This window comes from Dactylosporangium sp. NPDC051541 (assembly GCF_044454505.1).
In the GTDB taxonomy this organism is placed as follows: Bacteria; Actinomycetota; Actinomycetes; order Mycobacteriales; family Micromonosporaceae; genus Dactylosporangium.
In genome coordinates, this window is sequence record NZ_JBITDU010000002.1 from 629,269 (window position 1) to 656,091 (window position 26,823).

At 72.3% G+C, this 26,823-nt stretch carries 28 protein-coding genes and 1 pseudogene; 10 read left to right on the plus strand and 19 right to left on the minus strand.

Going from position 1 to position 26,823, the window contains the following annotated elements; all coding sequences use genetic code 11:
* The first annotated feature begins 1 nt into the window (after window position 1).
* The 4 genes from ACIA8L_RS10990 (at window position 2) to ACIA8L_RS11005 (ending at window position 3,411) form a co-directional block, all read left to right on the plus strand.
* A complete protein-coding gene (locus tag ACIA8L_RS10990) occupies window positions 2-682 on the plus strand; it encodes an SDR family oxidoreductase (protein ID WP_395902898.1) in 681 nt (226 codons plus the stop codon).
* On the plus strand, window positions 679-1,641 hold the full coding sequence (locus ACIA8L_RS10995; RefSeq protein WP_395902901.1) for a glycosyltransferase family 9 protein: 963 nt from the start codon (window positions 679-681) through the stop codon (window positions 1,639-1,641). Before ACIA8L_RS10990 ends, ACIA8L_RS10995 begins: the two co-directional genes overlap by 4 nt.
* Window positions 1,642-1,738: 97 nt before the next feature.
* Entirely contained in the window at window positions 1,739-2,596 is an 858-nt protein-coding gene (locus ACIA8L_RS11000; RefSeq protein WP_395902904.1) for an alpha/beta fold hydrolase, read from the plus strand.
* A gap of 83 nt (window positions 2,597-2,679) precedes the next feature.
* A complete protein-coding gene (locus tag ACIA8L_RS11005) occupies window positions 2,680-3,411 on the plus strand; it encodes a hypothetical protein (RefSeq protein WP_395902906.1) in 732 nt (243 codons plus the stop codon).
* 44 nt (window positions 3,412-3,455) lie between these two features.
* On the opposite strand, the gene ACIA8L_RS11010 is transcribed toward ACIA8L_RS11005, so the two are convergent.
* The 3 genes from ACIA8L_RS11010 to ACIA8L_RS11020 all read right to left on the minus strand — a co-directional run bounded on the left by ACIA8L_RS11010 (window position 3,456) and on the right by ACIA8L_RS11020 (window position 7,465).
* Window positions 3,456-4,601, minus strand: a complete 1,146-nt coding sequence (locus ACIA8L_RS11010; protein ID WP_395902909.1) for an RNA polymerase sigma factor — start codon at window positions 4,599-4,601, stop codon at window positions 3,456-3,458.
* 6 nt (window positions 4,602-4,607) lie between these two features.
* Window positions 4,608-5,015 carry a YciI family protein gene (locus ACIA8L_RS11015; protein ID WP_395902911.1) on the minus strand — a complete coding sequence of 136 codons (408 nt, stop codon included), beginning with the start codon at window positions 5,013-5,015 and terminating at the stop codon, window positions 4,608-4,610.
* A gap of 143 nt (window positions 5,016-5,158) precedes the next feature.
* Window positions 5,159-7,465, minus strand: coding sequence for a putative bifunctional diguanylate cyclase/phosphodiesterase (locus tag ACIA8L_RS11020; RefSeq protein ID WP_395902913.1), 2,307 nt, complete (start codon window positions 7,463-7,465; stop codon window positions 5,159-5,161).
* 100 nt (window positions 7,466-7,565) lie between these two features.
* On the opposite strand from ACIA8L_RS11020, the gene ACIA8L_RS11025 reads away from it, so the two are divergent.
* Window positions 7,566-8,432 carry a Rieske 2Fe-2S domain-containing protein gene (locus ACIA8L_RS11025; protein ID WP_395902916.1) on the plus strand — a complete coding sequence of 289 codons (867 nt, stop codon included), beginning with the start codon at window positions 7,566-7,568 and terminating at the stop codon, window positions 8,430-8,432.
* A 14-nt stretch (window positions 8,433-8,446) separates the two neighbouring features.
* Here the strand turns inward: ACIA8L_RS11025 and ACIA8L_RS11030 are convergent, their stop codons facing one another.
* The 14 genes from ACIA8L_RS11030 to ACIA8L_RS11095 all read right to left on the minus strand — a co-directional run bounded on the left by ACIA8L_RS11030 (window position 8,447) and on the right by ACIA8L_RS11095 (window position 21,353).
* The gene (locus ACIA8L_RS11030) at window positions 8,447-8,917 is read right to left on the minus strand and encodes a chemotaxis protein CheX (protein ID WP_395902918.1); all 471 of its coding nucleotides are present in this window, start codon (window positions 8,915-8,917) and stop codon (window positions 8,447-8,449) included.
* A 58-nt stretch (window positions 8,918-8,975) separates the two neighbouring features.
* Window positions 8,976-10,562 (minus strand): methyl-accepting chemotaxis protein, encoded by a 1,587-nt coding sequence (locus tag ACIA8L_RS11035; protein WP_395902920.1) that lies wholly within the window; start codon window positions 10,560-10,562, stop codon window positions 8,976-8,978.
* 57 nt (window positions 10,563-10,619) lie between these two features.
* Window positions 10,620-11,828 carry a D-mannonate dehydratase ManD gene (gene manD / locus ACIA8L_RS11040; protein ID WP_395902922.1) on the minus strand — a complete coding sequence of 403 codons (1,209 nt, stop codon included), beginning with the start codon at window positions 11,826-11,828 and terminating at the stop codon, window positions 10,620-10,622.
* Window position 11,829: 1 nt separating this feature from the next.
* Entirely contained in the window at window positions 11,830-12,657 is an 828-nt protein-coding gene (locus tag ACIA8L_RS11045; protein ID WP_395902924.1) for an ABC transporter permease, read from the minus strand.
* On the minus strand, window positions 12,654-13,526 hold the full coding sequence (locus ACIA8L_RS11050) for an ABC transporter permease (RefSeq protein WP_395902926.1): 873 nt from the start codon (window positions 13,524-13,526) through the stop codon (window positions 12,654-12,656). The genes ACIA8L_RS11045 and ACIA8L_RS11050 overlap by 4 nt, the downstream gene beginning before the upstream one ends.
* Entirely contained in the window at window positions 13,526-14,578 is a 1,053-nt protein-coding gene (locus ACIA8L_RS11055) for an ABC transporter ATP-binding protein (RefSeq protein ID WP_395902928.1), read from the minus strand. Before ACIA8L_RS11055 ends, ACIA8L_RS11050 begins: the two co-directional genes overlap by 1 nt.
* A complete protein-coding gene (locus tag ACIA8L_RS11060; RefSeq protein ID WP_395902930.1) occupies window positions 14,575-15,765 on the minus strand; it encodes an extracellular solute-binding protein in 1,191 nt (396 codons plus the stop codon). Before ACIA8L_RS11060 ends, ACIA8L_RS11055 begins: the two co-directional genes overlap by 4 nt.
* A 19-nt stretch (window positions 15,766-15,784) precedes the next feature.
* On the minus strand, window positions 15,785-16,771 hold the full coding sequence (locus ACIA8L_RS11065) for a LacI family DNA-binding transcriptional regulator (protein WP_395902932.1): 987 nt from the start codon (window positions 16,769-16,771) through the stop codon (window positions 15,785-15,787).
* Window positions 16,772-17,028: 257 nt separating this feature from the next.
* The gene (locus ACIA8L_RS11070; protein ID WP_395902934.1) at window positions 17,029-17,727 is read right to left on the minus strand and encodes a hypothetical protein; all 699 of its coding nucleotides are present in this window, start codon (window positions 17,725-17,727) and stop codon (window positions 17,029-17,031) included.
* 52 nt (window positions 17,728-17,779) lie between these two features.
* Window positions 17,780-17,971 (minus strand): CsbD family protein, encoded by a 192-nt coding sequence (locus tag ACIA8L_RS11075; RefSeq protein WP_395902936.1) that lies wholly within the window; start codon window positions 17,969-17,971, stop codon window positions 17,780-17,782.
* Window positions 17,972-18,015: 44 nt separating this feature from the next.
* Entirely contained in the window at window positions 18,016-19,008 is a 993-nt protein-coding gene (locus ACIA8L_RS11080) for an aldo/keto reductase family protein (RefSeq protein WP_395902938.1), read from the minus strand.
* A 263-nt stretch (window positions 19,009-19,271) separates the two neighbouring features.
* Window positions 19,272-19,520: a hypothetical protein gene (locus ACIA8L_RS11085; protein ID WP_395902939.1), complete on the minus strand. Its 249-nt coding sequence runs from the start codon at window positions 19,518-19,520 to the stop codon at window positions 19,272-19,274.
* Window positions 19,517-20,458, minus strand: a complete 942-nt coding sequence (locus ACIA8L_RS11090; protein WP_395902941.1) for an LLM class F420-dependent oxidoreductase — start codon at window positions 20,456-20,458, stop codon at window positions 19,517-19,519. Before ACIA8L_RS11090 ends, ACIA8L_RS11085 begins: the two co-directional genes overlap by 4 nt.
* A gap of 49 nt (window positions 20,459-20,507) precedes the next feature.
* A complete protein-coding gene (locus ACIA8L_RS11095; RefSeq protein ID WP_395902943.1) occupies window positions 20,508-21,353 on the minus strand; it encodes a helix-turn-helix domain-containing protein in 846 nt (281 codons plus the stop codon).
* Between the two features lie 102 nt (window positions 21,354-21,455).
* Between ACIA8L_RS11095 and ACIA8L_RS11100 the strand changes: the two genes are divergently transcribed.
* Genes ACIA8L_RS11100 through ACIA8L_RS11110 form a run of 3 tightly spaced genes read left to right on the plus strand, consistent with a single transcriptional unit; the run spans window position 21,456 to window position 24,134 of the window.
* Window positions 21,456-22,313, plus strand: a complete 858-nt coding sequence (locus tag ACIA8L_RS11100; protein WP_395902945.1) for an oxidoreductase — start codon at window positions 21,456-21,458, stop codon at window positions 22,311-22,313.
* A gap of 44 nt (window positions 22,314-22,357) precedes the next feature.
* The gene (locus tag ACIA8L_RS11105) at window positions 22,358-22,696 is read left to right on the plus strand and encodes an STAS domain-containing protein (RefSeq protein WP_395902946.1); all 339 of its coding nucleotides are present in this window, start codon (window positions 22,358-22,360) and stop codon (window positions 22,694-22,696) included.
* A 28-nt stretch (window positions 22,697-22,724) separates the two neighbouring features.
* On the plus strand, window positions 22,725-24,134 hold the full coding sequence (locus ACIA8L_RS11110; RefSeq protein ID WP_395902948.1) for an adenylosuccinate lyase family protein: 1,410 nt from the start codon (window positions 22,725-22,727) through the stop codon (window positions 24,132-24,134).
* Here the strand turns inward: ACIA8L_RS11110 and ACIA8L_RS11115 are convergent.
* On the minus strand, window positions 24,065-24,292 hold the full coding sequence (locus ACIA8L_RS11115; protein WP_395902950.1) for a hypothetical protein: 228 nt from the start codon (window positions 24,290-24,292) through the stop codon (window positions 24,065-24,067). The genes ACIA8L_RS11110 and ACIA8L_RS11115 overlap by 70 nt on opposite strands.
* Window positions 24,293-24,533: 241 nt before the next feature.
* On the opposite strand from ACIA8L_RS11115, the pseudogene ACIA8L_RS11120 reads away from it, so the two are divergent.
* Window positions 24,534-24,854, plus strand: a pseudogene (locus ACIA8L_RS11120) (cellulose binding domain-containing protein); the annotation flags it as partial.
* A 237-nt stretch (window positions 24,855-25,091) separates the two neighbouring features.
* Window positions 25,092-26,069 carry a GDSL-type esterase/lipase family protein gene (locus ACIA8L_RS11125; RefSeq protein ID WP_395904186.1) on the plus strand — a complete coding sequence of 326 codons (978 nt, stop codon included), beginning with the start codon at window positions 25,092-25,094 and terminating at the stop codon, window positions 26,067-26,069.
* Here the strand turns inward: ACIA8L_RS11125 and ACIA8L_RS11130 are convergent.
* Window positions 26,052-26,810: an SDR family NAD(P)-dependent oxidoreductase gene (locus tag ACIA8L_RS11130; protein ID WP_395902952.1), complete on the minus strand. Its 759-nt coding sequence runs from the start codon at window positions 26,808-26,810 to the stop codon at window positions 26,052-26,054. The two genes, ACIA8L_RS11125 and ACIA8L_RS11130, sit on opposite strands and share 18 nt — an antisense overlap.
* Window positions 26,811-26,823: the final 13 nt, after the last annotated feature.

Genomic DNA, 26,823 nt, shown 5'->3' on the forward strand with positions numbered 1-26,823 from the left:
CATGAGTCGCGCGCTGCTCATCACCGGAGGCTCCAGCGGCCTCGGCGCCGCCGTCGTCGACGCCGCGCGGCGCTCCGGCGACCGGCCGTACGTCATCGACCGCCGGCCCCCACAGGACGGGGTGCCCTGGCTCGAGTGCGACCTGGCCGACACCCGGGCCGCCGAGGCCGCCACCCGCAAGGCCGTCGCCGAGCTCGGCGGGCTCGACGGTGTCGTCACCGCGGCCGGCATGGACGTGCCCGGCCGCCTCGGCGACGTCGCGGCCGAGGTGTGGGAGCGGGTCGTCACCGTCGACCTGCTCGCCACCGCCGCCGTTATCCGGGCCGCGCTGCCCGCGCTGACCGAGGCCCACGGCAACGTCGTCACCATCGCCTCCACGCTCGGCGTCAAGGCCGTCAGCGACGCCACCGCCTACTGCGCCGCCAAGTTCGGCGTCGTCGGGTTCACCCGGGCCCTGGCCGCCGAGCTCGCCGGCCAGGTCGGTGTCACGCTGGTCGTGCCCGGCGGCATGCGGACCCGGTTCTTCGACGACCGGGACGAGCAGTACAAGCCCGGCCCCGACGCGATCCTCAACGACCCGGCCAACGTCGCCGCGGCCGTCATGTTCGCCGTCGGCCAGCCCCGCGGCTGCGCCGTGCGCGAGCTCGTCGTGTGCGCGGAGCGGGAGACCTCGTACCCGTGATCCTGGTGCTGCGGGCCCTCGGCGTCGGCGACCTCGCGACCGCGGTCCCGGCGCTGCGGGGCCTGCGCCGGGCCCACCCGGACGAGCCGGTCGTGCTGGCCGCCCCGCGCTGGCTGGCCCCGCTGGCCGAGCTCACCGGGGCCGTCGACGAGCTCCTGCCCTGCGACGGCCTCGGCGGCACCCTGCCCGAGCTGCACCCGGCCGTCGCCGTCAACCTGCACGGCCGCGGCCCGCAGTCGCACAGCCTGCTGCGCTCCACCCTCCCCCGGCGCCTGCTGGCTTTCGGCACCTCCGGCATCTCCGGGACTACTCGCACCTCCGGCACCTCCGGCATCTCCGGCGGCCCGCAGTGGCGGCTCGACGAGCACGAGGTGCTGCGCTGGTGCCGGATGCTGCAGTGGTACGGCATCGACTGCGACTGCGACGACCTCGCCCTGGACCGCCCCGCCTCCCCACGCCCGGGCGCCACCGTCGTGCACCCCGGCGCCAAGTCCGGCCTGCGCCGCTGGCCGCCGGAGCGGTTCGCGGCGACCGCCCGGACCCTGGCCGCCGCCGGCCACGACGTCGTCGTCACCGGCTCGGCGGCCGAGGCTGGACTCGCCCGCGGCGTCGCCGAACAGGCCGGGCTGCCGCCGACAGCCGTCCTGGCCGGGGTCACCGGCCTGCGCGACCTGGCCGGGCTGGTCGGCCACGCCCGGCTCCTGATCAGCGGCGACACCGGCATCGCCCACCTCGCCACCGCCTACGGCACCCCGTCGGTCGTCCTGTTCGGGCCGGTACCGCCGCGCCTGTGGGGCCCGCCGCCGGACCGCCAGCAGCACGTGGCCATCTGGCGGGGCCGCCGAGCCGAGCCGGGCGACACGCTGAGTGACCGCCCCCACCCGGCCCTGCTGGCCGTCGAGGTCGGCGAGGTCATCGCGGCCGCCCACCGCATCGCCCGGACCGCAGCCACGCACTGAGCGTCGAGCTCGCCACCGGCGGGTGTTCGGGTAGGGGTGGGAAGGGCTGGCGATCTTTATTCGAACCATTCGGCGGTGGCGACCGTACGATCGGGCAGTGGCGATCTTCGAAGCTTTCGACGGCACCGTGCTGGCCTTCCATCGGATGGGGGCCGGGCGGCCGCTGGTGTGCGTGCCGGGCGGGCCGATGCAGGCGTCCAGCTACCTGGGCGACCTCGGTGGGTTGGCTCGGCGGTGGCCGTTGCTGGCCCTGGACCTGCGCGGGACCGGGGACTCGGAGGAGCCGGCCGACCCCGGGACGTACCGCTGTGACCGCCAGGTCGACGACCTCGAGGCGCTGCGGGTCCACCTCGGGTTCGACACCATCGACCTGCTCGCCCACTCCGGCGGGGCGACGCTCGCGATGCTCTACGCGGCCCGCTTCCCCACCCGGGTCGGGCGACTCGCGCTCGTCACGCCCAGCCCGCGGCCGGTCGGCATCGAGGTCACCAACGACGACCGCCGGGACGTGGCGGTGCTGCGCCGGGACGAGCCGTGGTTCCCGGAGGCGTTCGCGTCCCTGGAGCGTATCTGGGCCGGCACCGCGACCGACGCCGACTGGGTGGCGATCACCCCGTTCGTGTATGGCCGATGGGACGACACCGCGCGGGCGAACGCCGAGCGGGCCGAGTCGTTGACGAACCGGGCCGCGGCCGCCGCCTACTACGCCGACGACGCCTTCGATCCGGTCGCGGTCCGGGCCGGGCTGGCCCTGCTGACCGCGCCGGTACTGATTCTGGCCGGCGAGTTCGACGTGCAGCTCGGGCCGAAGCACGCCGCGGAGTATGCCGCGTTCTTCGGCTCGCCGCTCGCCCCGCCGGCCGAGGTCGCCGTCATGCCGGGCGCCGGTCACTTTCCGTGGCTGGACGACCCCGAATCGTTCGTCGCCCGGCTCACGCAATGGCTGCGCGGATAGGGTTGTCGTTAACGAATGCAGACGCTTCGGCGAAATGGGGTGTCGGGGCTGAACCGCCGCGCGGCTTCTGGCAAACTGCCCGAATGCAACGACCGGCGAATCGCTGGACCGTCGGACCCCTGCCATCCTCCGTCTACTGGCGGCGCCGCGCCATGGTCGGGGTCGTCATCGTCGGCGTCCTGCTGCTCGTGTGGATCCTCACCCGCGGCGGTGGCGGTGGCACGCCGCCGACCGCGACCAGCGCACCGGCCTCGGGCCAGGGCGGCGGCCAGACCGTCGGCGCCACCACGACCGGCCCCGGCGGCGGCGCGGGCGCTCCCGGCCCGTCCACCGACCCGTCGGCGCCGCCGCAGATCATCCCGGCCAGCCCCGACGCGAGCGGCCAGCCCGCGGCCCAGCACAGCGCGCCCCCGGCCAACATCGCCGCGTGCACCGACGACCAGATCGCGGTGACGGTGACGGTGCTGCCCTCCCCCGGGCCCCTCGGCGGCACCTTCACCTTCAACATCAGCATCGCCAGCAAGGCCGCCGACTGGTGCAGCCGCGACCTCGGCGGCGGCGCCCAGGAGATCCAGATCCTGCGCGCGGGCACGCTGCTGTTCTCCTCCGACGACTGCAACACGAAGAAGGACACGGACGTGCGGGCCTTCGCCGCCGGCGACGCGGTCACCTACCGCATCCAGTGGAACAGCTACCGCGCGACGCCGCACGTCTGCGCCGTCGGCACCACTCCCGCCCCGGAGGGCACCTACCAGGTCGTGGCCCGGGTCGGCTCCAAGCTCAGCCCCGCGACGGACTTCGCCATCAAGCGCTGACGACCCGGCCGCGCCGCCCGGCACTGAGCCGGGCCGGCCCGGCCTCAGCCGCGCAGCTCGGCGTTGAGGCGCGCCGCCCGGCGGGTCAGGTGGTCGCGCTCGGCCCGGTTGAGCGCTTTGCGAGCGGCCTCGGCGTAGAGGCGGGCCGCGGTGCGCCGGTCGCCGTCGCGTTCGTGGAGATACGCGGCCACGGCCGTGTAGCGCGGCAGCGTGTCGCTGAGCTCGGCGAGGGCGGCCAGGCCGGCCCGCGGGCCGTCGGCCTCACCGACGGCCACGGCCCGGTTGAGGCGGACGACCGGGCTGTCGTTGAGGCGCAGCAGCTCGTCGTACCACTCGACGATCTGCACCCAGTCCGTCTCGGCCGCGGCCGGGGCGTCGGCGTGCAGGGCGGCGATCGCGGCCTGGGCCTGAAACTCGCCGAGCCGGTCGCGGGACAGCGCCCGCTGGAGGATGTCGACGCCCTCGGCGATCGCCGTGGTGTCCCAGCGACTGCGGTCCTGCTCGGCCAGGGGCACCAGGCTGCCGTCGGCCGCGGTCCGGGCCGCCCGGCGGGCGTGGTGCAGCAGCATCAGGGCGAGCAGGCCGGCCACCTCCGGGTGGTCGATGACGGCCGCGAGCTGCCGGGTGAGCCGGATCGCCTCGGCGGCCAGGTCGACGTCGCCGGAGTACCCCTCGTTGAAGACCAGATACAGCACCCGCAGCACGGTGGCGACGTCGCCGGCCCGATCGAGGCGGACCCCGGAGACGGTGCGCTTGGCCCGGCTGATCCGCTGCGCCATCGTGGCCTCGGGGACCAGGTAGGCCTCGGCGATCTGCCGGGTCGTCAGGCCGCCGACCGCGCGCAAGGTGAGGGCGACGGCCGACGAGGGCGTCAAGGTGGGGTGCGCGCACAGGAAGTACAACCGCAGCGTCTCGTCCTTGGTCGTCACCGGGCCCCCGGGCGGCTCGGCCTCGACCGTGTCCTCGCGCCGCCGCCGCGCCGTGTCGGCCCGCGCCGCGTCGAGGAACTTGCGCCAGGCCACGGTGATGAGCCAGCCCTTCGGCTCCCGCGGCGGGTCCGCGGGCCAGACCCGGACGGCCTCGAGGAGCGCGTCCTGCACGGCGTCCTCGGCCGCCGCGAAGTCGGCTCCGCGGCGGACGAGGACCCCGAGCACGCCCGGGACGAGACTGCGCAGCAGTGCGTCCTGCATGTGCGGCTACTCCGTGACGGTCGGGGGCTCGGCCAGGAACGGGCGCAGCTCGAGCCACTCGTGGATCGGCTTGCCACCGGCGCCGGGCGCGGCCGACAGCTCGCCGGCGACCTCGACGGCCCGCTCGTAGCTGTCCACGTCGACGATCATCCACCCGGCGATGAGATCCTTGGTCTCGGCGAACGGCCCGTCGGTGACCGGCGGGCGGCCCTCCCCGTCGTAGCGCACCCACGCCCCCTCGGGCGCGAGGGCCTGCCCGTCGACGAACTCCCCGGTCCCCTCCAGCCGCGCCGCCCAGTCCCGCATGTACTGGATGTGCGCCGAGATCTCCTCCGGCGTCCACTCGGTCATGGGCACGTCGTTGACCGCCGGCAGTCCGCCCCGGTAGTGCTTGAGCAGCAGGTACTTCGCCATCTCGGATACTCCTCGAACCGTCTGCGCGACCCGTCTCTGAGGTCGCCTTCGCCGCGGGGACGGAGCCGGACCCGGGTCCTCGACATGTTTCCCGGACCTTCTCGCGGGAATTTTATTGCCGACAACTACTACTCCGACAACGCTCAGCGCAACGCCACCGACCTGGCCGCTCTGCTCGACTCCGACCGCACGAGCGCGGCGATCCCGGCCGGGGGCATGGGGCGGGCGAAGTGGTAGCCCTGGGCCTTGCGGTAGCCGAGCGCGGCCAGGCGGTCGGCCTGGTCCTGCTCCTCCACGCCCTCCGCGACGATGTCCAGGCCCACCACCCGGGCGAGGGCCAGCACCGCGGCCGGCATCGTGCCGCGGCGGCCGGACTCGTCGCGCTGGACGAACGAGCGGTCCAGCTTCAGCTCGTCGACCGGCAGGTCCTGCAGCAGCGTCAACGATGACTGGTCGGTGCCGAAGTCGTCCAGCGACACCCGGACGCCCAGACGGCGCAGCTCCTCCAGGCGGGTCACGGCCGGGCCCAGGGCCACGGCGGCACTCTCCGTGATTTCCACGGTCAAACGCTGCGGGGGTACTGCGAAGTCGGCGAGCGCCGCGGCGACCTGGTCGGTGAACGTGGCCGCGGCCAACTGCCGGGCGGACACGTTGACGTGCATGACCTCAGGGGCGTCCGGGCCGAACTCGGCGATCCAGGACGCCAGCTGCCGGCAGGCCTCCCGCAGGACCCACTCCCCCAGGGGCACGACGAGGCCGGTGCGCTCCGCGACCGGGATGAACTCGATCGGCGCGACGGGGCCGCGGGCCGGGTGGTTCCAGCGGACCAGGGCCTCGACGCCGGCCAGGCGGTGCCCATCGAGGGTGACGATCGGCTGGTACTCCAGGAACAGCTCCCCGCCGAAGATCGCCTGGCGCAGCTGCGCGCCGAGCGCGGCCGAGCCCGCCACCGCGCCCGCCATGCCGGGGACGTAGCGCCGGTAGCCGCTGCCGCCGTCGTGCTTGGCGGCGTACATCGCGATGTCGGCCAGGCGCAGCAGCTCGCCCGGTGCGTCGCCGGTGCGGCCGTCGGCGATGCCGATGCTGGCCCGGACCAGCAGCTCGTGGCCGTCGGCCAGGACGGGATCGGCGAGCGCGGCGACCATCCGCTGGGCGACCAGTTCGGCCTCGGCGGGGTCGATGGCGTCAAGGAGTACCACGAACTCGTCACCGCCCAGCCGGGCGACCAGGTCTCCGGGGCGGACGCTGTCGGCCAGCCGCGCGGACACCGCGACGAGCAGCGCGTCGCCGGCGCCGTGCCCGAGCGTGTCGTTGACGAGCTTGAAGTCGTCCAGGTCGACCAGGGCGACGCTGACCGGCCGGGGCGCGCCGGGCGCCTCGAGGACGGCCGCGAGGCGCTGGTTGAACAGGGCGCGGTTGGGCAGGCGGGTCAGGGCGTCGTGGGTCGCGTTGAAGTCGAGGCGCTCGACGAGCGTCGCGTTCTCCCGGAACGCGTTGACCTGCCGCCACACGACGAGCCCGGTGAGCACCACGGCGGCGACCGCGGTCACGGCCAGGTCCCCGGAGCCGGCCGCGATGGACAGCAGCAGCAGGCCGTCGATGGCGGCGACGGCCAGGTACGGCAGCACGCTGAACGGCCGCCGGGCCGCGTCCCGGGTCACCTCCGGGTCGAGCAGCGTGCGGTACTGCCGCCGCGCGCCGAGGGTCACCACGACCAGGATGACCGGCACGGCGAGCTGGGGCAGGCTCAGCTGCGGCCGGTCGAGGACGAAGCGCTGGGCCACGCCGCTGAACGCGCCGCCGAAGAGCCCGAGGGCGAAGAGCCGCAGCGTGCCCCGGGCCACGTAGGTGTGCCCGGACAGGACCACCTTCACGATGACGAACACCGCCACGAGCTCGAGCACGAGCGTGAACCCGGCCACGGCCAGGGAGCCGGCCCGGTAGCCGTCGGTCACCAGCAGCGGCTCGGTCTGGAAGTGCCACATGAACACCGCCGCCGCCACGAGCACCGTCGCCGCGTCGAGCCCGATCCGCAGCCGCTCGGCCGCGCTCGTGGTGCCGATCGGCAGCCGCCACAGCGCCCACAGCAGGGTCAGGACGGCCGAGCTGTACGCGCACACGGTCAGCGTCGAGAACTGCTGGCTCGGCACCGGCCCGCCGATGGCGTCGACGGCGTTGCTGACGGTGCCGAGGCCGGCCAGGGTCAGGATGACGGCGACGTGCCGCCAGAACCGCCGGGTCGGCCCCGCGAACGCCGCGGTCCGCGCGATCCGCACCGCGGCGAGCACCGGCAGCACCGCCGACAGCGGTGCCACCAGCCACATCAGCCACAGCGGGACCCGGGTGTGGCCGTAATTGAGGGCGAACGCGGCGGCGGCGTACACGGCCAGCACCACCGAGCCGAGGACCGCGCGGTCCAGCCTGCGGGCCACCATGTCGTTGCGAAGCACGTCGCCTTATCGGCTGACACCGCACGGTTGTTGAGCGTTGAACGGTTGCTCGCCGGTCGCGAATTCGTTTTGGCCGGTCGCCCCGGGGCAATCGGTCACCATGCGTACGTTGCTCGCCCGCCTGGAGGCCGCCCGCCCGCTCGACCGGTTCGCCGACGCGCTGCGCCGTGTCGCGCAGGCCACCGCCGGCCGCGGCCGCCTCGGCGACCTGCTGCACGGCCGCCCGATCGGGCACCCGCTGCACCCCGCCGCCGTCCAGTTCCCGGTCGGCGCCTGGATGAGCACCGCGGTGCTCGACGCCCTGCCCGGCCGCGACACACCCGGCTCCCGGCGCGCGGCCGCCGCCCTGCTGACCGCCGGTACCGCGGCCGCCCTGCCCGCGGCCGCGACCGGCCTGGCCGACTACGTGACGCTCACCCCGCAGCAGCGCCGGGTCGCCCTGGTCCACGTGACGGCGAACGTCAGCGCGCTGGGCTTCTTCGCCGCCTCCATCGCGGCCCGGGCCCGCGGCGACCACGCCCGCGGCCGCCTGCTGTCGTTCACCGGGCTGAGCCTGGCCGGGGCGGGCGCGTACCTCGGCGGCCACCTCGCCTTCGCCCAGGGTGCCGGGGCCAACCACGCCGCGGCCGCCCTGCCGCTCGTCCCGTCCGGCTGGCACCGCCTCGACGCGGTGAGCGCGATCGCCGAGGGCAAGCTCTCCTCCTACACCGTCGGCGAGGTGCCGATTCTGGTGTACCGCGAGCACGGCGACTTCAGCGCCCTCATCGGACGGTGCGCCCACCAGGCCGGCCCGCTCGCCGAGGGCCGCCCGCTCGAACAGGGCGGCGAGGCGTGCGTCGAGTGCCCGTGGCACGGCAGCATCTTCCGCCTCAGCGACGGCCGCGCCCTGCGGGGCCCGGCCGCCTCCGACCAGACCGCTCTGCGCACCCGGGTCCGCGACGGCCACCTCGAGGTCGCCCAACCGTAGAAACGCGACCTCGATCAATCTCGGCGTGGGGGGACGCCCTCCAGGAGTTCGACCGTCACCTGGTGGCCGTCCCAGCCGACCACGACCCGGCTCAGCCGGCGGGTGCCCGGCCACAGTACCTCCGCCCGGCCGACCACCACCTGCGGCAAGGCCAGGTGGCTCGGCTTGGGCAGGAAGCTTTTCACGTTCCCGGCCACGATGTTCATCAGCTCGCCCGTGGCGTCCTGGATGTCGTCGGGCTTGACCGACGCCAGCTCCAGCATCTCCGCCGCGATCGCCGCCGCCGCGCCCAGGTCGCTGCGCAGCACGACCGTGCCGAGCCACGCCCCGGCGACGCCCACGCTGGCGGTGATCTCGGCGGCGGCGCTGTGGAGCTCGTCGTCGGAGGCGACGGTCGGGCTGGTCCCGAGGTACGCCGTCCAGACCTGCCAGATGATCCCCTCGAGGTCCTGCGGGGTCAGCGGCTCTTCGGCGGCACTTGTCATGGAAACCCAATCAACGTCGGGGTGACCCCGATCAACGGCGGGGAGATCCGGGAGGCGATCACACGAGCTGGAAACGCGACACGATCTGCTGCAGGTCGCCGGACATCCGGGCCAGCTCGTCGGCGGCGGTGCGGGCCTGCACCACCCCGTCGTTCGTGACCTGGCTGGCCCGGGCCACGCCGGTGATGTTGTCCGCGATCTGCCCCGCGTTGCCGGCCGCGAACGCGACGCTGCGGTTCATCTCGCCCGTCGTCGCGCTCTGCTCCTCCACGGCGGCCGCGATCGTCGTGGCGTAGACGTTCGTCTGGTCGATGACCTCGGCGATCTCGTTGACCGCGCTCGCCGCCGCGGTCGCGTCGCGCTGGATCGCCTCGATGCGGGCCGCGATGTCGCCGGTCGCCTTGGCCGTCTCCTGGGCCAGGTCCTTGACCTCGCCGGCGACGACCGCGAAGCCCTTGCCGGCGTCGCCGGCCCGGGCCGCCTCGATTGTCGCGTTCAAGGCCAGAAGGTTCGTCTGCTCGGCGATCGCTGTGATGGTCTTGAGGACGTTGCCGATCTCGGCGCTGGAGCGGCCGAGGCTGCCGATGGTCTCGGTGGCGGACTGGGCGGTGGTGACGCCGGCCCCGGCGACCCGGGCCGCCTCGGCCGCGTTGCGGGCGATCTCGCCGATGGCCGCGCCCATCTGTTCGGTGCCGGCGGCGACCGTCTGGACGTTGCTGGAGACCTCGTCGGCGGCGCCCGCGACGACGGCGGCCTGGCTGCTGCTCTCCTCGGCGCTGGCCGCGATCTGGTTGCTGACCGTGGACAGCTCCTGGGCGGCACCGGCCAGGGTGGAGCTGCGGGCGCCGACCGCCTCCACCGACCCCCGCAGGTCGGTGATCGCGGTGTTGAGCTCGCCGGCCATCGTGCCGAGCTCGTCGCGGCCGCGGACCGTGGCGACCCGGGTCAGGTCGCCCTTGGCCAGGCCGGCGACGACGTGGCCGACCTGGGTGACGGCCCGCACCAGCAGACCGGCGACCATCAGCGCGAAGAGGATGGCGAGCACCAGCCCGACGCCGAGCAGGCCCCAGGTCCAGATCAGGGCGCTGCGATAGGCCGACTCGACCTTCGCTTGGCGGGCCCGGCCGACCGCGGTCTCGTCCGCGGCCATCTTGGAGATCAGGTCGAAGGCGGTGGTGGCCAGGGAGGCGGTGACATTGTCGCGAATGCGCTCGGCCTCGGCCAGGTTGCCGGACCGGCTGGCCGTGAGCAGCTGGCTCCACAGCGCGGACCGATACGTGGTGAACGCGTCGGCCAGCTGGTCGGCCTGGGCCGGGTCGTTGGTGACGGCCCGATACCTCGCCAGGTCCGTACCGAACTTGTCGGCGGCCGTCGTGGCGGCCTGTTCCCACTTGTCCTTGCCCGCCGCGGTCGTGCTGATGACGTGGTTGAGCACGTTGACCCGCAGGTTGGACAGATCGGCGCGGACGTCGATGAGGTACGTCAGCGGCACCAGCCCGCGGTTGTACAGGCTTCCGGCCTCGGTCCTGACCTGGCTCAGCCGCATCGTCGCCGCCACGCTGCCGGCCAGCGCCACGATGCCCAGCACCGCGACCACGAGCAGAACCTTCGTCCGCACGGACCGGTTCGCCAACCACCCCAGCATGTCCGATCACCCCTCTCCACCCGCCCAATCGGTTGCGGAGAGGGGCCCTTAAGTGTTTCACCAGGAGTGCATTGTGCCGTCCAGGAGCCGATTGACCGGAAGCGCGGCGGGCCGGTACGGGTACTGCGCGGCCAGCTCCTCGTCGATGTCGACGCCGAGCCCGGGCTCCTCGGACGGGTGCAGGTAGCCGCCTTCGAAGTGGTACCCGTGCGGGAAGACGGCGTCGGTCTCGGGCGTGTGCCGCATGTACTCCTGCAGGCCGAAGTTCGGCACCGCGAGGTCGAGGTGCAGCGCGGCGGCCATGCACACGGGCGACAGGTCGGTGGCGCCGTGACTGCCGGTGCGCACGTGATACAGGCCGGCCAGGTCGAAGATGCGGCGCAGGTGGGTGAGGCCGCCGGCGTGCACGACCGTGGTGCGGATGTAGTCGATGAGCTGCTCGCGGACCAGCTGCTCGCAGTCCCAGACGGTGTTGAAGACCTCGCCGACCGCGATCGGGGTGGTGGTGTGCTGGCGGATGAGGCGGAAGCCGGCCTGCAGCTCGGCCGGCACCGGGTCCTCGATCCAGGTCAGGGCGTAGGGCTCGAGGCTCTTGCCGAGCCGGGCGGCCTCGATCGGGGTGAGCCGGTGGTGGACGTCGTGCAGCAGTTTGAGCCGCGGCCCGAACTCCTCCCGGACCCGCGCGAAGACGCCGGGGACCGAGGAGAGGTACGCCTCCGTCGACCACGTGGCCTCGGAGGCGATGGCGGCGTCGGCCGGCTCGTAGAAGAGCTTGTCCCGGCTGACACCGTAGGTGGTCTCCAGCCCGGGCACGCCGGTCTGCACCCGCACGGCCCGATATCCCAGGTCGGCGTAGCGGGCCACCTCGACCAGGACGTCGTCGACGGTGTCGGCGTTGGCGTGGCCGTACACCGTGACGCCCTCCCGGCTCCGCCCGCCCAGCAGCTGGTAGACCGGCAGACCGGCGACCTTGCCCTTGATGTCCCACAGGGCGGTGTCGACCGCCGCGATCGCCGACATCGTGACCGGGCCCCGCCGCCAATAGGCGCCTTTGTAGAGGTACTGCCACGTGTCCTCGATCCGCGCCGGATCGCGGCCGATCAGGGCCGGGATCACGTGCTCGGTGAGGTAGGAGGCGACGGCCAGCTCGCGTCCGTTGAGCGTGGCGTCGCCGACCCCGGTGACCCCCTCGTCGGTGATGATCTTGAGGGTGACGAAGTTGCGGCCGGGGCTGGTCACGATGACCCGGGCGTCAGCGATGCGCACGTCAGTCGACCTCTTCCTTCACACGGGCGACGAGCTGGGTCGGGTTGACGATCCGCAGCGCCAGGACGAGCAGGACGAGCATGGTGGCGGTGTAGACCACCGCCATCGCGTCGATGGACTGCTGGGCCCGGATGCCCGGCGACGCCATCTCGGCGTAGAGCTTGACGACCAGCGTCGAGGACTCCTCGTCGGCGGTCAGGAACGTCAGTTCGAACATGCCGATGGTACGGACGAGCACGAGGATGGACGCGGCGAGGATGCCGGGGACGAGCAGCGGCGCGAGGATGCGCACGAACACCTGACGGGTCCCGGCGCCGCACATCCGGGCCGCGCGTTCGATGGCCGGGTCGATCTGCTCGATGAACGGGGTCATGGTGAGGATGACGAACGGCACCGACGGCACCAGGTTGGCCAGGATGACGCCCGACAGGTGCCCGGCGAGGTCGAACTTGTAGAGCACCGTCGCCAGGGGGATGCCGTAGGTCATCGGGGGCATCAGGATCGGCAGCAGGAACGCGAGGTACACCAGCCGCTGCCCCGGGAAGCGCCGCCGGGCCAGGACGTAGGCCGCGGGCACGCCCAGCAGCAGCGAGACGACCACGACGGCGAGGGAGACCTCCAGGGTCACCAGCAGCACGTGCAGCAGGCCGAACTCGTCCCAGGCCTGGGCGTACCAACTCGTCGTATAGCCGTTTGGCAGCCAGGTGTCGAACCACTGTTTGCCGAAGGAGCTCACCAGCACCGACCCGACGACGCCGAGCAGGTTGAGCATGAAGAACAGCACGGCGCCCCAGACGATCCACGCCGTGACCGTGTGCGGCCGCCTCATCCCTTGCCTCCCGTCGGTCCGGTGTAGAAGAGCGAGCGTGCCCCGAGCACCGCGCCGATGACGACGAGCTCGACGAGGCCCATGACGATCGCGATCGCCGAGCCCTGCGCGAAGTCGTAGTGCTGGTAGCGGGCCTGCCAGGCGGCGTAGGCGATGACCCGGGTCTCCCCGGCCGGGTCGCCGACGAGGACCGCGGACGGGAACACGCTGTAGGCCAGCACGAACGTCAGGCAGAACGTGGTCGCCAGGCCCGGGGCGAGCAGCGGCAGCGTGATCCGGCGGAACCGTTGCCAGGCACCGGCACCCAGCGTGGCGGCCGCGCGCTCCAGTGACGGGTCGATGCCGGAGAGGTACGACAACACCAACAGGAAGGCGAACGGGAAACCGGTGATGACCAGGGACAGGAATACGCCCCACGAGTTGTGGACGAGCCGGATCGGGGTGTCGACGAGGCCGGCGTCGAGCAGGACCCGGTTGAGCCAGCCGGTCGGGCCGAGGTAGTTGAGCAGGCCCTGCGCGGTCAGGACGGTCCCGAGCGTGATCGGCACGACGAGCAGCGTGGTGACGGCCCGCTTGCCGCGGAACCGGCCGCGCATCCGGTAGGCGATCGGCACGGAGGCGGCGACGTTGAGGATCGCGGCCGGCAGTGCGATGCGCAGCGTGATCCAGATGGTGTCGCGGTCGTAGGCGTCGGCGAAGAAGCTGCGGTACGCCTCGAACGGCCCGCCCTTGTCCGGCTGGAACGACAGGCCGACACCGTATGCGAACGGATAGATGAACAGCAGTACCACGAACGCCGCGGCCGGGGCGAGCAGCCACAGCTGCCGGTCGACGCCGCGTTCGGCGAGCCGGTGACGAAGCGCGACCATCAGCCGCCCCCGTCCGCCGGATACACCAGAACATTGCGCAGGTGTACGGTCAGCGAGTCCTCCGGCGCGAGCCGCGCGGTGGTCCGCAGGTGCAGCACGAGCCCGTCACCGGTGCGGGCCTCGGCGGCCATCTCCCGCCCCTGATACTCCGCGACGTCCACGGTGCACGCGAGCCCGTCCTCGCCGGGGACCACGTTCTCGGGCCGGACGGCCGCCACGACGTCGTCGCCGGGCCGGATCGCGCCGACGGCCGCGCCCGTGAACGGCACCCCTTCGACGGTGAAGTGCACCCGGTCGTCGACGACCTGCTCGGCCCGGGCGCGCAGCAGGTTGCGGAAGCCCATGAAGTCGGCCACGTGCGCGTTCGCGGGCCGGTCGTGCAGCTCCTCCGGGGTGCCGATCTGCTGGACCTCGCCGGCGCGCAGGACGACGAGCCGGTCGGCGAGGGACAGCGCCTCCTCCTGGTCGTGGGTGACGTACACCGTGGTGAGGCCGAGGCGCTGGTGCAGCCGCCGGATCTCGGTGCGCATCTCCAGCCGCAGCTTGGCGTCCAGATTGGACAGTGGCTCGTCCATGAGGACCAGCGACGGCGACACGACGACGGCCCGGGCGATCGCCACCCGCTGCTGCTGGCCGCCGGACAGCTGTCCGGGCAGCTTCGCCGCGTGCTCCTCGAGGCGGACGAGGCGGATCGCGTCCTCGGTGCGGGACCGGACCTCGGCCCGGGGCAGGCGGCGCATCTGCAGCCCGAACGCGATGTTGCGCCGGACGCTCAGGTGCGGGAACAGCGCGTAGTTCTGGAACACCATACCGAACCCGCGCCGCTCCGGTGGCAGCGTGTCGAGGCGCCGGTCGTCGAGCCAGATCCGGCCCTCGGACAGCGGCAGCAGCCCGGCGAGGCAGTTCAATGCCGTGGATTTCCCGCAGCCGGACGGGCCGAGCAGGGCGATGAACTCGCCCCGCTCGATGTCCAGGGTGAGGCCGGCAAGGGCGGCGTGGCCCGCGAACCTGCGGGTCACGCCCTCCAGCCGCAAGGTGTTGAACTCGGTCACTTGTTCACCTTCGCGCCGCCGATCTCGCGGTCCCACTTGTCGAACGCGGCCACCAGCGCCTTCGCGTCCAGCGGCGTCTCGAGGGGGTTACCGGCGATCAGGGCCTCGTACTCGGGCCGGCCGAAGTCGGCGATGGCCTTCTGGCTGTCCGCGGGCGCGATCGACAGGGGTACGTCCTTGACCGCCGGGCCCGGGTAGAAGTACCCCTTGTCGTAGGCCTTCGCCTGTTGTTCCTTGGTGAGCATCGACTGCAGCAGCAGGTAGATCGCCGACTGCTTGTCCGCCGAGACACCCTTGGGCACGGTGACGTAGTGGGCGTCGGTGACCCAGTGGAAGCCCTGCAGCGAGCCGATCGCCGCCTCCTTCGGCACCTGGCCCAGGACGCGCGGGTTGATGTCCCAGCCGGTGGTGCTGGCGATGATCTTCGCCGAGCCGTTGGCCAGGCTCTTCATCGTCTCACTGGTCGTGGACGGGTAGAGCGTCACCGACTTGTTGAGCTCGGACAGGTACGCCCAGGTCTTCTCCCAGCCGTTGACCGGGTCCTTGGGGTCCTTGTCGCCGAGCAGGTAGGGCAGGCCCATCAGGAAGGTGCGCCCGGGTCCGGAGTTGGCGGGCCGCGCGTACTGCACCGCACCCGGGTTGGCCTTGGCGTAGGTGAGCAGGTCGGCCGCGGTCTTCGGCGGGTTCGGCACCTTGGCCGGCAGGTACTCGATGAGCGGCCCGGACGGGTAGTAGGTGACGGTGACGCCGAACTCGCCGGCCAGCTTCTGCATCGCCGCCGCGCCGGGCAGGTAGTCGGCCTTGGCCTTGCCCGCGATCGGCAGCCACAGGTTCTGGTCGATCCCGGCGGCGAGGCCGTCGACCCCGGTCAGGACGAGGTCGATGTCGACCCGGCCGGCGTCCTGCTGGGCCTTGATCTTCCCGGCCAGTTCCGGGGCGGTCGCCTTCGAGTAGGTCACCTTCGAGATGACCTTCGGGTTCTTCTGCACGAACTCGTCGATCATGCCCTGGGTCAGCTGGAGGTTTCCGGCCACGTCGAGGATGGTGAGGGCGACCGGGGCGCTCGGCGTGTCGGGCACGGCGCCGCCGGTGTCGGTGTTGTTCGCGCCCGGCTTGTCGGGGGCGCCGCAGGCGGTCAGCAGCGCGCAGGCTGCGAGCAGGGCGATGGATGTGTTTCGCAGGGACATGGCGGATTCCCTTCTGGTGCTAGGGATGTGACGCGGGTCCGGTCGAGTCGCGGACCATGAGGTGTGAGTCGAGCTCGCGGCGCTGGATCGGGTGACCCGGGTCGTCGAGCAGTTGCAGCAGCAGGTCCACCCCGGCCCGGCCGGTGGACTCCTTGGGCTGGGCGAGGGTGGTCAGGGCCGGGCTGACCATCTCGGACAGGACGATGTCGTCGAAGCCCAGGACGCTGATCCGCCCGGGCACGGCGACACCGCGGGCCGCGAACCGGCTGAGCATGCCGATCGCGACCAGGTCGTTGTAGCCGATGACGGCGCTCACCCCGGTGGCGAGCACCTGGTCGGCCGCGGCCACCCCGCCGGAGAAGCGGGGCACCACGTTGCCGGTCTCGACGAGCTCGACCCCGGCCTCCGCGGTGACCTGGCGCAGCCCCCGCAGCCGCTCCCGGTTGGACCAGGAGGCCTTGGGCCCGGGCACGTAGGCGACCCGCCGATGCCCGAGCGCTGTGAGGTGCCCGACCGCGTGCCGCAGCCCGTCGACGCTGTTGACCGTCACCGACGGCACCCGCCCGACCCGCCGGTTGAGCAGGACGATCGGCGTGTCCCCGGTCAGGGCCCGGACCTCGCCCTCGCTCATCCGCGGCGAGCACAGGATGAGCCCGTCGACCTGTTTGCTGAGGTTGCGCACGAGCCCGGCCTCGGCCGCCGGGTCCTCGTCGGTGTCGGCAAGGAACACGGCGTAGTCGAACTCGCGGGCGCGGGCCTGCACGCCCTTGACGACGCCGGGGAAGAAGGGGTTGGCCAGGTCGGGCACGAGCAGCCCGAGGTTGCCGGTGCGCCCGGTGATCAGCCCGCGGGCGGCCCGGTTGGGGTGGTAGCCGAGCTCGGCAACCGCCTGCCGGACCCGCTCCCGGGTGTCGACGTGCACGAGATCGGGCGAGGCCAGGGCCCGGCTGACGGTGGACGCCGACACCCCGGCCGCCCGCGCCACGTCCTTGATCGTAACCGGCACCGATGCCTCCCATCGATCACCGTCGAGTCTGCAAACCTTTTCAGAATCTTGTCAAGGACCGAGTTCGTTTCGAAACACGCCGATCCCCAGGACGCGCGGTCCTGGGATAGGCTCAAGCGCAAAAAACCACGAGCGACAAGCCTCAAGCAGCGGATTCCGAGGCCGCTTCGCTCCCGCCCCGGGCAAGGGGCTCCGCCCCCTGCACCCCCGAACCCACACCGAGTCGACGACACCGCCGAGAACTCGCAACGCCACGATCAAGCGGTGCGGCGCCGGCAGCAGCCGATGGCGCAGCCAAGGCTCATGAATGCTTCGCGCAACAACCGGATCACGTCGTTGCGATGGCCACCGCTGAGGCCGACGGCCGGTGGATGCCCGTGGTCCGCGCCGCGCAACTCGCGCTGTTCCGGCGGCGGCAGCGCGACGGGACGTGGGCGCGGCTGCTGACCGTGCTGCAAGCGATCGCCGAGGCGGGCCGGCGGACCTCCCAGCACCCGGCCCGACCAGGTCCTGGCGGACAAGGCCCACACCTCCCGGGCCAACCGCCGCTCCCTACGCCGCCGCAGGATCAACGCGCGCACCCCGCCCAACGTTGACTTGCGCATGTTGACTTGCTCGACGTCGACCTGGCTCCACGTCGACTTGCGCGGGTTGACTCGCTCACTCGACGTTGACCCGGCTCCACGTCGACTTGCGCGGGTTGACTCGCTCACTCGACGTTGACCCGGCTCCACGTTGACCTGCGCAGGTTGACTTGCTCGACGTCGACCTGGCTCCACGTTGACCTGCGCATGTTGACTTGCTCGACGTTGACCTGCGCACGTTGACTTGCTCGACGTTGACTTGGGCGGGTTGAGTTGCTCGACGTTGACTCTGGGCGGGTTGAGTTGCTCGACGTTGACTCTGGGCGGGTTGAGTTGCTCGACGTTGATTTGGGGGATGTTGACGAAAATCAACGTCGCCCCGTCGATGTTGACGAGGCGACGTTGATTGTTGGTCTTGGTTGGCTTAGCTGAGGGCGTCCTTCACGTCGTGGGCGGCGTCCTTGACCTTGTCGCCGGCCTGCTTCACGTTGGCCTCGTCCTGGTCGGCCCGGCCCTCGGCGCGCAGGTCCGGGTCGCCGGTCGCGGTGCCGTAGCCCTCCTTGGCCTGGCCCTTGACCTCTTCCGCCTTGTGCTCGACTTTGTCACCGAAGCTCATCGTCATCTCCCAGGTCGACGTTCCCTACCCATAGAGATGCCCGTTCAGCGGCGCCGTACACCTTCCTGAGCAAATGTTGCCAGAGTCGGCCCGCTGATCGGCACGTCGCCGAGTGCGGCGTCGATCTGGGCGAGGATGTCCGGAGCCAGCTCCACCCCCGCGGCCTCGGCGTTCGCGTGGACCTGTTCGGGCCTCGACGCGCCCGTGATCGCCGACGCCACCTCGGAGCGCCGCAGCACCCAGGCCAGCGCCAACGTCGGCAGCGAGATCCGCAGCTCCCCGGCGATCGGCACGAGCCGCTGCACCGCCTCCAGGAAATCGTCGCGCAGCACGAGGCCCTTGGCCCCGCTCATCGCGTCGCTGGCGAACCGGGAACCCTCGGGGATCGGCTGGCCGGGCTTGTACTTGCCGGTGAGCACGCCCTGGGCCAGCGGCGACCAGACGATCTGCGAGATGCCGTTGGCGGCCGACAGCGGGAACACCTCGGCCTCGGGCGCCTGCCACAGCATCGAGTACTGCGGCTGCGACGACACGAACAGCTCCGGGCCGGCGATGTCGATGGCCGCCTGGATCTGCTCGGGCGTCCACTCGCTGAAGCCCAGGTATCGCGCCTTGCCCTGCCGCACCACGAGCTGCAGGGCCTCGATCGTGTCCTCGATCGGCACCGAGGTGTCGAACCGGTGGGCCTGATACAGGTCGACGTAGTCGGTCCGCAGCCGCCGCAGCGAGGCGTCGACCTGCTTGCCGATCTGCTCCGCGGACAGGCCCTGGTCGGTGTCGGACATCTGCCCCCAGACCTTCGTGGCCAGGATGTACGACTCGCGGGGGTGCTTGGACAGGATCTCGCCCCAGGCCTCCTCGGCGGCGCCGCGCCCGTAGACGTTCGCGGTGTCGAAGAAGTTGATCCCGGCGTCGAACGCGGCCTCGGTGCAGGCGCGGGTCTGCTCGGCCTCGATCCCGCCTGCGTAGGTCAGCCACGACCCGAGGGAGATCTCCGAGACTTCCAGGTCCGAACTGCCCAGTTTGCGATAGCGCATGTCACTCCTCAGTCTTTCCCGGCCCCATACCCAGCGAAGCCCCATACCCAGCATCGCCCCGATCCCAGCATCGTCCGGCGTCACGCGACGCGCCGCACGCCCCGCCGGCGTCACGCAACGCGCCGCACGCCCCGCCGGCGTCACGCAACGCGCCGCACGCCCCGCCGGCGTCACGCAACGCGCCGCACGCCCCGCCAGGCATTACGCAACGCGCCGCACGCCCCGCCAGGCATTACGCAACGCGCCGCACGCCCCGCCAGGCATCACGCGACGCGCCGCAGGCCCCGACGGCACGTCACGACGCGATACCCGTCCTCGAACTCGACCAGCGCATTGTTCCGGGCCCCGAACGCCAGCACCCGGCACCGCCGGCCGACCCGGTCGACGCCGTCCCCGAACCAGGGTGCCCTGACCGCCGGCGAGATGCCATAGGCCGCCCCGAAGCTCCGCGACCGCCACGTCCACACGTAGTCGAACCCGGACGGCGCCGGGGCGGCCGGTTCGATGGTCACGTCAGGCCGGCCGCCCGCAGCCGCGCGTGGAAGGCCTTCGCGACGTCCACGTAGCCGTCCATGTCGTCGACCACATTGGACACGGTCAGGAACACGTGGTCGACGCCGGCGGCGGCGAGGGCGGCGATGTCCTCGACGATCTGCTCGATGCTGCCCGTGTAGGGCGGGCGCTCCTCCCCCGCGACCGCCGCCAGGCTGCCGCCCAGCCCGACCTGGAACGTGCAGGACACGGCGGACGGGTCGCGGCCGTGTTCGGCGGCCAGCTTCCGCACCCGGGCGAGGGTCGCGCCGACGGCGGCCGGCGGCATCCCGGTGGGGAGCCAGCCGTCGCCGCGGCGGGCGACGCGGCGCAGGGCCGCGTCCGAGAATCCGCCCAGATATACCGGAATGCGATGGGTCGGCTTCGGGGCGATCTCGGCCGGGGCGATGCTCCAGCGCTCGTTGCGGTACGACACCGGGTCGGGTCCCCACAGGGCGGCGGCGACGTCGAGGAACTCGTCGAGCGCGGCGCCGCGTTCGGTGACCGGCCGCGGGGCCAGGGCGGCGAACTCGTCGATGCTCCAGCCCGCGCCCACACCGGCGATGAGGCGGCCGCCGCTGGCCGCGTCCAGGCTGGCCAGGGTCCGGGCCAGGCGGGCCGGGACGTGCAGCGGGGCGATCAGCACGCACGTGCCCAGCTCGACCCGGGAGGTGACGGCGGCGGCCAGGGTGAGGGCGACCACGGGGTCGAGCACGCCGCCGTAGCGGACCGGCCACGGCACGTCGGGCATCTGGTACAGGCCGTGCGGGCCGGACTGGTCCGCCGGGAGCATGAACCGCTCGAAGACCCAGACGCTGTCGTACCCGATCTCCTCCGCCGCCCGCGCGGCCCGGACGATCGCGGTGCTCGGGTCGAAGGTCTTGAGCTGTGGCAGGCCGATCCCGACTTTCAGCGGCATGATCGCATCCTGTCACGGCATCGACGCTCGGAAGGGTGCGGGTCGGGCCTCAGACCGCCGAGCCGCGCTCCGCCGGCGGCCCGGCCGGCGTGCACAGCGCGGCCAGCAAGGCCATCGAGTGCTCGGTGGGCGATCCGGGCTCAGCGTGGTACACCACGAGCAGCTGCCCTTGTGCGTCGCCGATCGCGAGCTTCTCGCGGCGCAGCTCCAGGGGGCCGACCTCCGGGTGGCGCAGCCGCAGCGGTGCCCCGGCGAGGGGCTTCACGTCGTGGCGGGCCCACAGGCGGCGGAAGTCGTCGCTGGCCAGGGACAGCTCGCCGACGAGCTGACCAATGCGGGGGTCGGTGACCTCGGTGCCGATGGAGTTGCGGAAGGCCGCGACCATGCCGCCGATGGACTGCTCCCAGTCCGGATACAGGTCGCGCTCGTCGAGGTCCAGGAACGTGTCGCGCAGGCGGTTGGCGCCCACGACGATCCGCGGTGACAGCGCGGTGGCGAGGCGGTTGGCCGCGAGGACCTCGAAGGTGCGGCTCTCCACGAACGCCGGCAAGCCGATGACGTCGAGCAGCTGGCGGATGCCGGCGGCGACGGTCTCGCGGCGGGGGCGGCGCGGGGTGCGCGGGCGAGCGGCGGTGAGGGTCATCATGTACTGCGTCGCCTCCGAGTCGAGGCCGAGCACCCGCGCGATGGCCTCGAGGACCTGCGGCGACGGGTTGCGGTCGCGGCCCTGCTCGAGGCGCAGGTAGTAGTCGGCGCTGATCCCGGCGAGGGTGGCGACCTCCTCCCGGCGCAGGCCCGGGGTCCGGCGCACCCCCACGACCCGCAGGCCGGCGGCGGCCGGATCGACAAGCTCCCGCCGCGCCCGCAGATATTCGCCGAGCGCGTTCGCGGTCACCGGCCCAACCTACCGCCGATACGGTCCGCGCATCCTGGTCCTGTCACTCCCAGGAAGGGCAAGGCTCTGCCACGGTACTGCCAAACGGCGCACGATGAACACATGACAAACGATCTTCCCGGCGGCGTGTACCGCACCGGCGACCTCGAGCTCACCCGTGTCGGCTACGGCGCCATGCAGCTGGCCGGCCCCGGCGTCTTCGGGCCGCCGAAGGACCGCGCGGCCGCCGTCGCCGTGCTGCGGGAGGTGGTCGAGCTCGGCATCACCCACATCGACACCGCCGACTTCTACGGCCCGCACGTCACCAACGAGATCATCCGCGAGGCGCTGGCGCCGTACCCCGCGGACCTGCACATCGTCACCAAGGTCGGCGCCCGCCGCGACGAGCAGGGCGGCTGGCCGCACGCGCGGACCCCGGAGGAGCTCAAGGCCCAGGTCCACGACAACCTGCGCCGCCTCGGCCTGGACACCCTCGACGTGGTCAACCTGCGTGTCGGCGGCTTCGACGCGGCCGAGCCCGGCTCCATCGCCGAGCAGTTCGGAGCCCTGGCCGAGCTGCGGGAGCAGGGCCTGATCCGGCACCTGGGCCTGAGCACCGTCAACGCCGAGCAGCTGGCCGAGGCGCAGACGATCGCGCCGGTGGTGTGCGTGCAGAACATGTACAACATCGCCCGCCGCGAGGACGACCCCCTGGTGGAGCTCACCGCCGCGCAGGGCATCGCGTTCGTGCCGTACTTCCCGCTCGGCGGCTTCTCACCCCTGCAGTCCGAGACCCTGGCCGCGGTGTCGAAGCGCCTCGACGCGACCCCGCTCGCCGTGGCCCTCGCCTGGCTGCTGCAACGCTCGCCGAACATGCTGCTGATCCCCGGCACCTCCTCGGTGGCGCACCTGCGCGAGAACGTCGCCGGCGCGGCCCTGCGAATTCCGGCCGACGCGCTCGCTGAGCTCGACGCCATCTGAGATTGCCGTATATTGTCCCCCGGCTAAATAGGTTGGGGGCGAAGATGACGGGCAGCGACCTGACCGCGGACCGGGAGGTCGGGCGGGACGCCGACGGGCAGGTCCGGGTGGCCATCCGCCTGCGCGGCCTCGTCGACCTGGGCACCCAGCCGATCCTGGAGGAGGCCCTCGACGAGGCCATGGCCGTCCCGGCCGTCCGGGCGATCGACGTCGACCTCAGTGGGCTGACGCTGCTCGACAGCACCGGGATCGCGACGATCCTGCACGCCTACCGGCTCGGCGCCACCCTCAAGATCCGGGTTCGGGCCCACGGCTCCACCGGCATGGTGCACCGGGTGCTCGACATCACGGGGGTGCTGGCCGTCCTGAGCGGCGAGGATTGACATCGGCGATTCGGGGCATGCAAATGTAATGACCCCGTCGCGCTTCACTGATGACACGGTGCCCGAGACCGGCATCGGCAAGCTGTTCACGACGGCGGGGCACTGGCAGCGTTGGCTGGACGTCGAGGCGGCGCTCGCCCTGGCGGAGGCGGACGCGGGTGTGGTACCCCCGGATGCCGCTCAAGCTATTGCCGACGCGGCCCGGCTGGACCGGATCGACAAGGGCCGCGTCCGCGCCGGGATCGCGGCCACCGGGCATCCACTCATGCCGCTGATCACCGAGCTCACCCGGGTCGTCGGCGACGACTACGGCGGCTGGGTGCACTGGGGCGCCACCACCCAGAACATCACGCAGACCGGTGGTGCGCTGCTGCTGCGCGACGCCCACGGCCGGCTGCTGGGTCTGCTCGGCCGGTCTATCGCGGCCGCCGCCGAGCTCGCCGACCGCGGCGCCGACATGGCGATGGCCGGGAGAACGCACGGCCAGCACGCCGTCCCGGTGACGTTCGGGTTCAAGGCGGCCGTCTGGATCGACGAGCTGCTGCGCCACGTCGAACGGCTCCGCCGGTGCGAGCCGCACGTGTTCGTCGCCATGCTCGGCGGCGCGGTCGGCACCCACGCCGCCCTCGGCAGCGACGGCCCCCGGGTCCAGAACGCGCTCGCCGAGCGGCTGGGCCTGTGGCCGATGGAGGTGCCGGCCCGCAGCACTTCGGACGCCCTGGCCGAGTACGTCTGCGTGCTCGCCCTGCTCGGCGGCACCATCGGCAAGATCGGGCGGGAGTTGTACTCCCTGATGCAGACCGAGTACGGCGAGGTCCTCGAGCCGGCAGCCCCGGGTGACGTCGGCAGCAGCACCATGCCGCACAAACGCAACCCCAAGCTGTCGCAGGACATGATGACGATCTCGGCGCAGATCCGGGCCCTGGTGCCGCAGGCCCTCGAGGCGATGCACCAGGACCACGAGGCCGACGGCGCCTACACGGCGATGCTCGACGACGCCGTCACCCGCTCCTGCGTCCTGGCCGGCGACCAGCTGGTCCGGCTCGCGGTGGTCCTCGAGGGCCTGGAGCTGGACCCGGCCCGGATGCGGGCCAACCTGGACCTGACCGGCGGCCTCATCGTGTCCGAGGCGGTGATGCTGGCGCTGGGCAAGGTGATCGGCCGCCAGGAGGCCCACAGCGTCGTCGCCGACGCCGCCCACCGGGCCGCCGCCGGCGACGGCACGTTCGCGGCCGTCCTCGGCACCGACCCGCGGGTGACCCGCTACCTGACCGCCGCCGACCTGACCGCCCTGCTCGACCCGACCCGCCACCTGGGCCTGTCCTCCGACCTGGCCCGCGCGTCCGCCGCCCGCGCCCGGTCCGCGCTTCAGGCCAGCTGGGACGTCAGCCCGGCCGCGAGCACCTCGGCCTGGACGTCAGTGATCTCCTCGCCGTAGTCCCGCACGAGCTCCGCCTTCGTGTACACGATGTGCCCGTCGGCCGCGGCCGCCTCGGCCACCAGCACGACCTCGTCCTGCGCCACGGCGAGCGCGGGGTCGGCCTCGCCCGACTGCGCGAGCGCCCGGATGTCGTCAGCGGTGATAGTCGTCGTCATGCGCCCAAGGCTTCCCGCCCGCCGATTCGGGCAAACATGACGTTCCGCCGCCGAATGTTTCATGGGCCGCTGCGGCGCTTCAGTGCTGGCCAGCCGCTGGTCGGCACGGGTGGCGGGGGTGGGCGGTTTGCCCGCTGTGTTCGGGGCGCACCATACTCGGCGCGTTTTCGAAACAGTTACCCTGCTCGATCGAAGCGCTTCGGAGGTGCGTCGGATGCAGCGTTCCAGGTTCCGGCACGGGATGGCGGTGTTCGCGGCCAGCGCGGTGGCCGCGGGGGTAGGGGTCGTGGCGGCCACCGGGACGGCGGAGGCGGCCACCGGGTGCAAGGTCACCTACTCGATCAGCAGCCAGTGGGCCGGCGGGTTCGGGGCCGGCGTGAACATCACGAACCTCGGCAGCGCGGTGACGAGCTGGCAGCTGACGTGGACGTTCGCGGCCGGGCAGACCGTCACCCAGCTGTGGAACGGGACGGTCGCGCAGTCCGGGGCGCGGGTGACGGTGACCAACGCGGCCTGGAACGGGAGCATTCCGAGCGGCGGGAGTACCGCACTGGGGTTCAACGGCTCGTGGACCGGGTCGAACCCGCTGCCGATCGACTTCGCCGTGAACGGGACGCTGTGCAACGGGCCGGTGCTGCCGTCGTCGGGCTCGGCCTCGCCCTCGCGGTCCTCCTCCCCCTCGGCCTCCGCTTCCGCCTCGGCTTCGGCCTCGGCCAGCGCGTCGCCGTCGGGCTCCACGTCGCCGGGTGGTTTGACGCAGGTGCAGACGCCCGGGCGCGTCCGGACGGTGGGCGCCGTCATGCAGTACACCTGGCCGGGCGTCTATTTTGAAGGCCGCTTCCGCGGGACCAGCGTTGGTGTGAAGCTCAACGACTCCAACAACGACTATGCGGTGCAGGTCGACGGCGCGACCGTGGCGACACTGGTGACGCCGGGGAACACGACCTACTGGGTGACCGGCCTGAGCAACGCCGAGCACACGGTGCGGGTGGCGAAGCGGACCGAGAGCCCGTGGGCGGCCGGCGAGTTCGGCGGGTTCGTGGCCGCGGCCGGCGGGGCGATCCTGGGCAAACCCGCGGCCCGCAGCCGGCAGATCGAGTTCATCGGTGACTCGTGGACGGCCGGCTACGGCAACATGTCGACGTCGCGGGACTGCAGCAGCAACGGCGGGCTGACCCGCAACTCCAACGCCGACGCCGCGTTCCCGGCCCTCACCGCCAAGGACCTCGGCGCCGACTACCAGGTGCAGGCCTGGTCCGGGCTCGGCATGGTCCGCAACTACGGCGGGCAGAACACCGGCACCCTGTTCACCAACTACTACGACACGGATCTGCAGGCGCTGTACAACAGCACGACCTGGCCGAATCCGGGCACCTGGAAGCCGCAGGTCGTCGTCGTCGGGCTCGGCATCAACGACTTCTCGACCGCGCTGACGTCGGGTGAGAAGTGGGCGACCATCGACGCGCTGGCGGCCGACTACCGCACGGCGTATCTGGCGTTCATCGCGAAACTGCGGGACCGGTACGGCCCGAACACGTACATCGTCCTCACGTACCCGGACCTGTCGTATCAGACGACGGCGTTCGCGACGTCGATCCAGCAGATCGTGCAGACCCGCACCAGCCAGGGTGACAGCCGGGTCCGCAGCCTGTACTACGACGACAACGCGCTCGGCCTGGACCACCTCGGCTGCGACTGGCACCCGTCGCAGCACGACGACCGCATCCTGGCCAACTCGCTCATCAGCACCATCAACGCGCTACCCCTGACCTGGTAGCGCGCTCCTTTCGCCGCCGTTGGCGAGCACGACGGTACCGTTGATGTAGCTGCTCCGGTCTTCCACCAGGAACAGCACCACATCGGCGATCTCGTCGGGCTCGCCGACCCGGCCTCGCACATTGGCGTGCGCCTCCATCCCGGGGTTGCCGGCCAGGAGGGGCTCCGTGCCGGCGGTCCGGACCGGGCCGGGCGAGACGCCGTTGACCCGGATGCCGCTCCCGCCGAACTCGCTGGCCCAGGAGCGGGTCAGCAGCTCCACCGCCGCCTTGGACGCGCCGTAGGCGGCACCGACGTGCGCGGCCGTGGTCGCGGCGGTCGACGTGACGTTGACGATGACGCCGCGGCCCCGCTCGGCCATCCCCGGCGCCAGGGCTCCCACCAGCAGGAACGGCGCCCTGGTGTTGACGGCGATGTGCCGGTCGAAGTTGTCGGCCGTGGTGTCGGGCGTCGACGTGAAATCGTAGAGGCCGGCGTTGTTGACCAGGATGTCGACGTCGCCGGCGGCGGCCGCGAGCCGGCCGACCTCGGCGGCGTCGGCGAGGTCGGCGGCGACGAAACGGGCCCGGCCGCCCTTCGCGGTGATCGCGGCCACCACTTCGGCCCCGCGCCGCGGGTCGCGGCCGTGCACGACGACGTCGGCGCCGCGGCCGGCGAGCTGTTCGGCGACCGCGCGGCCGATCCCGGTGGTGGCTCCGGTGACGAGGGCGGTGCGGCCGGCGAGCTCGGTGTTCGTGGACATGCTCGAACCCCTT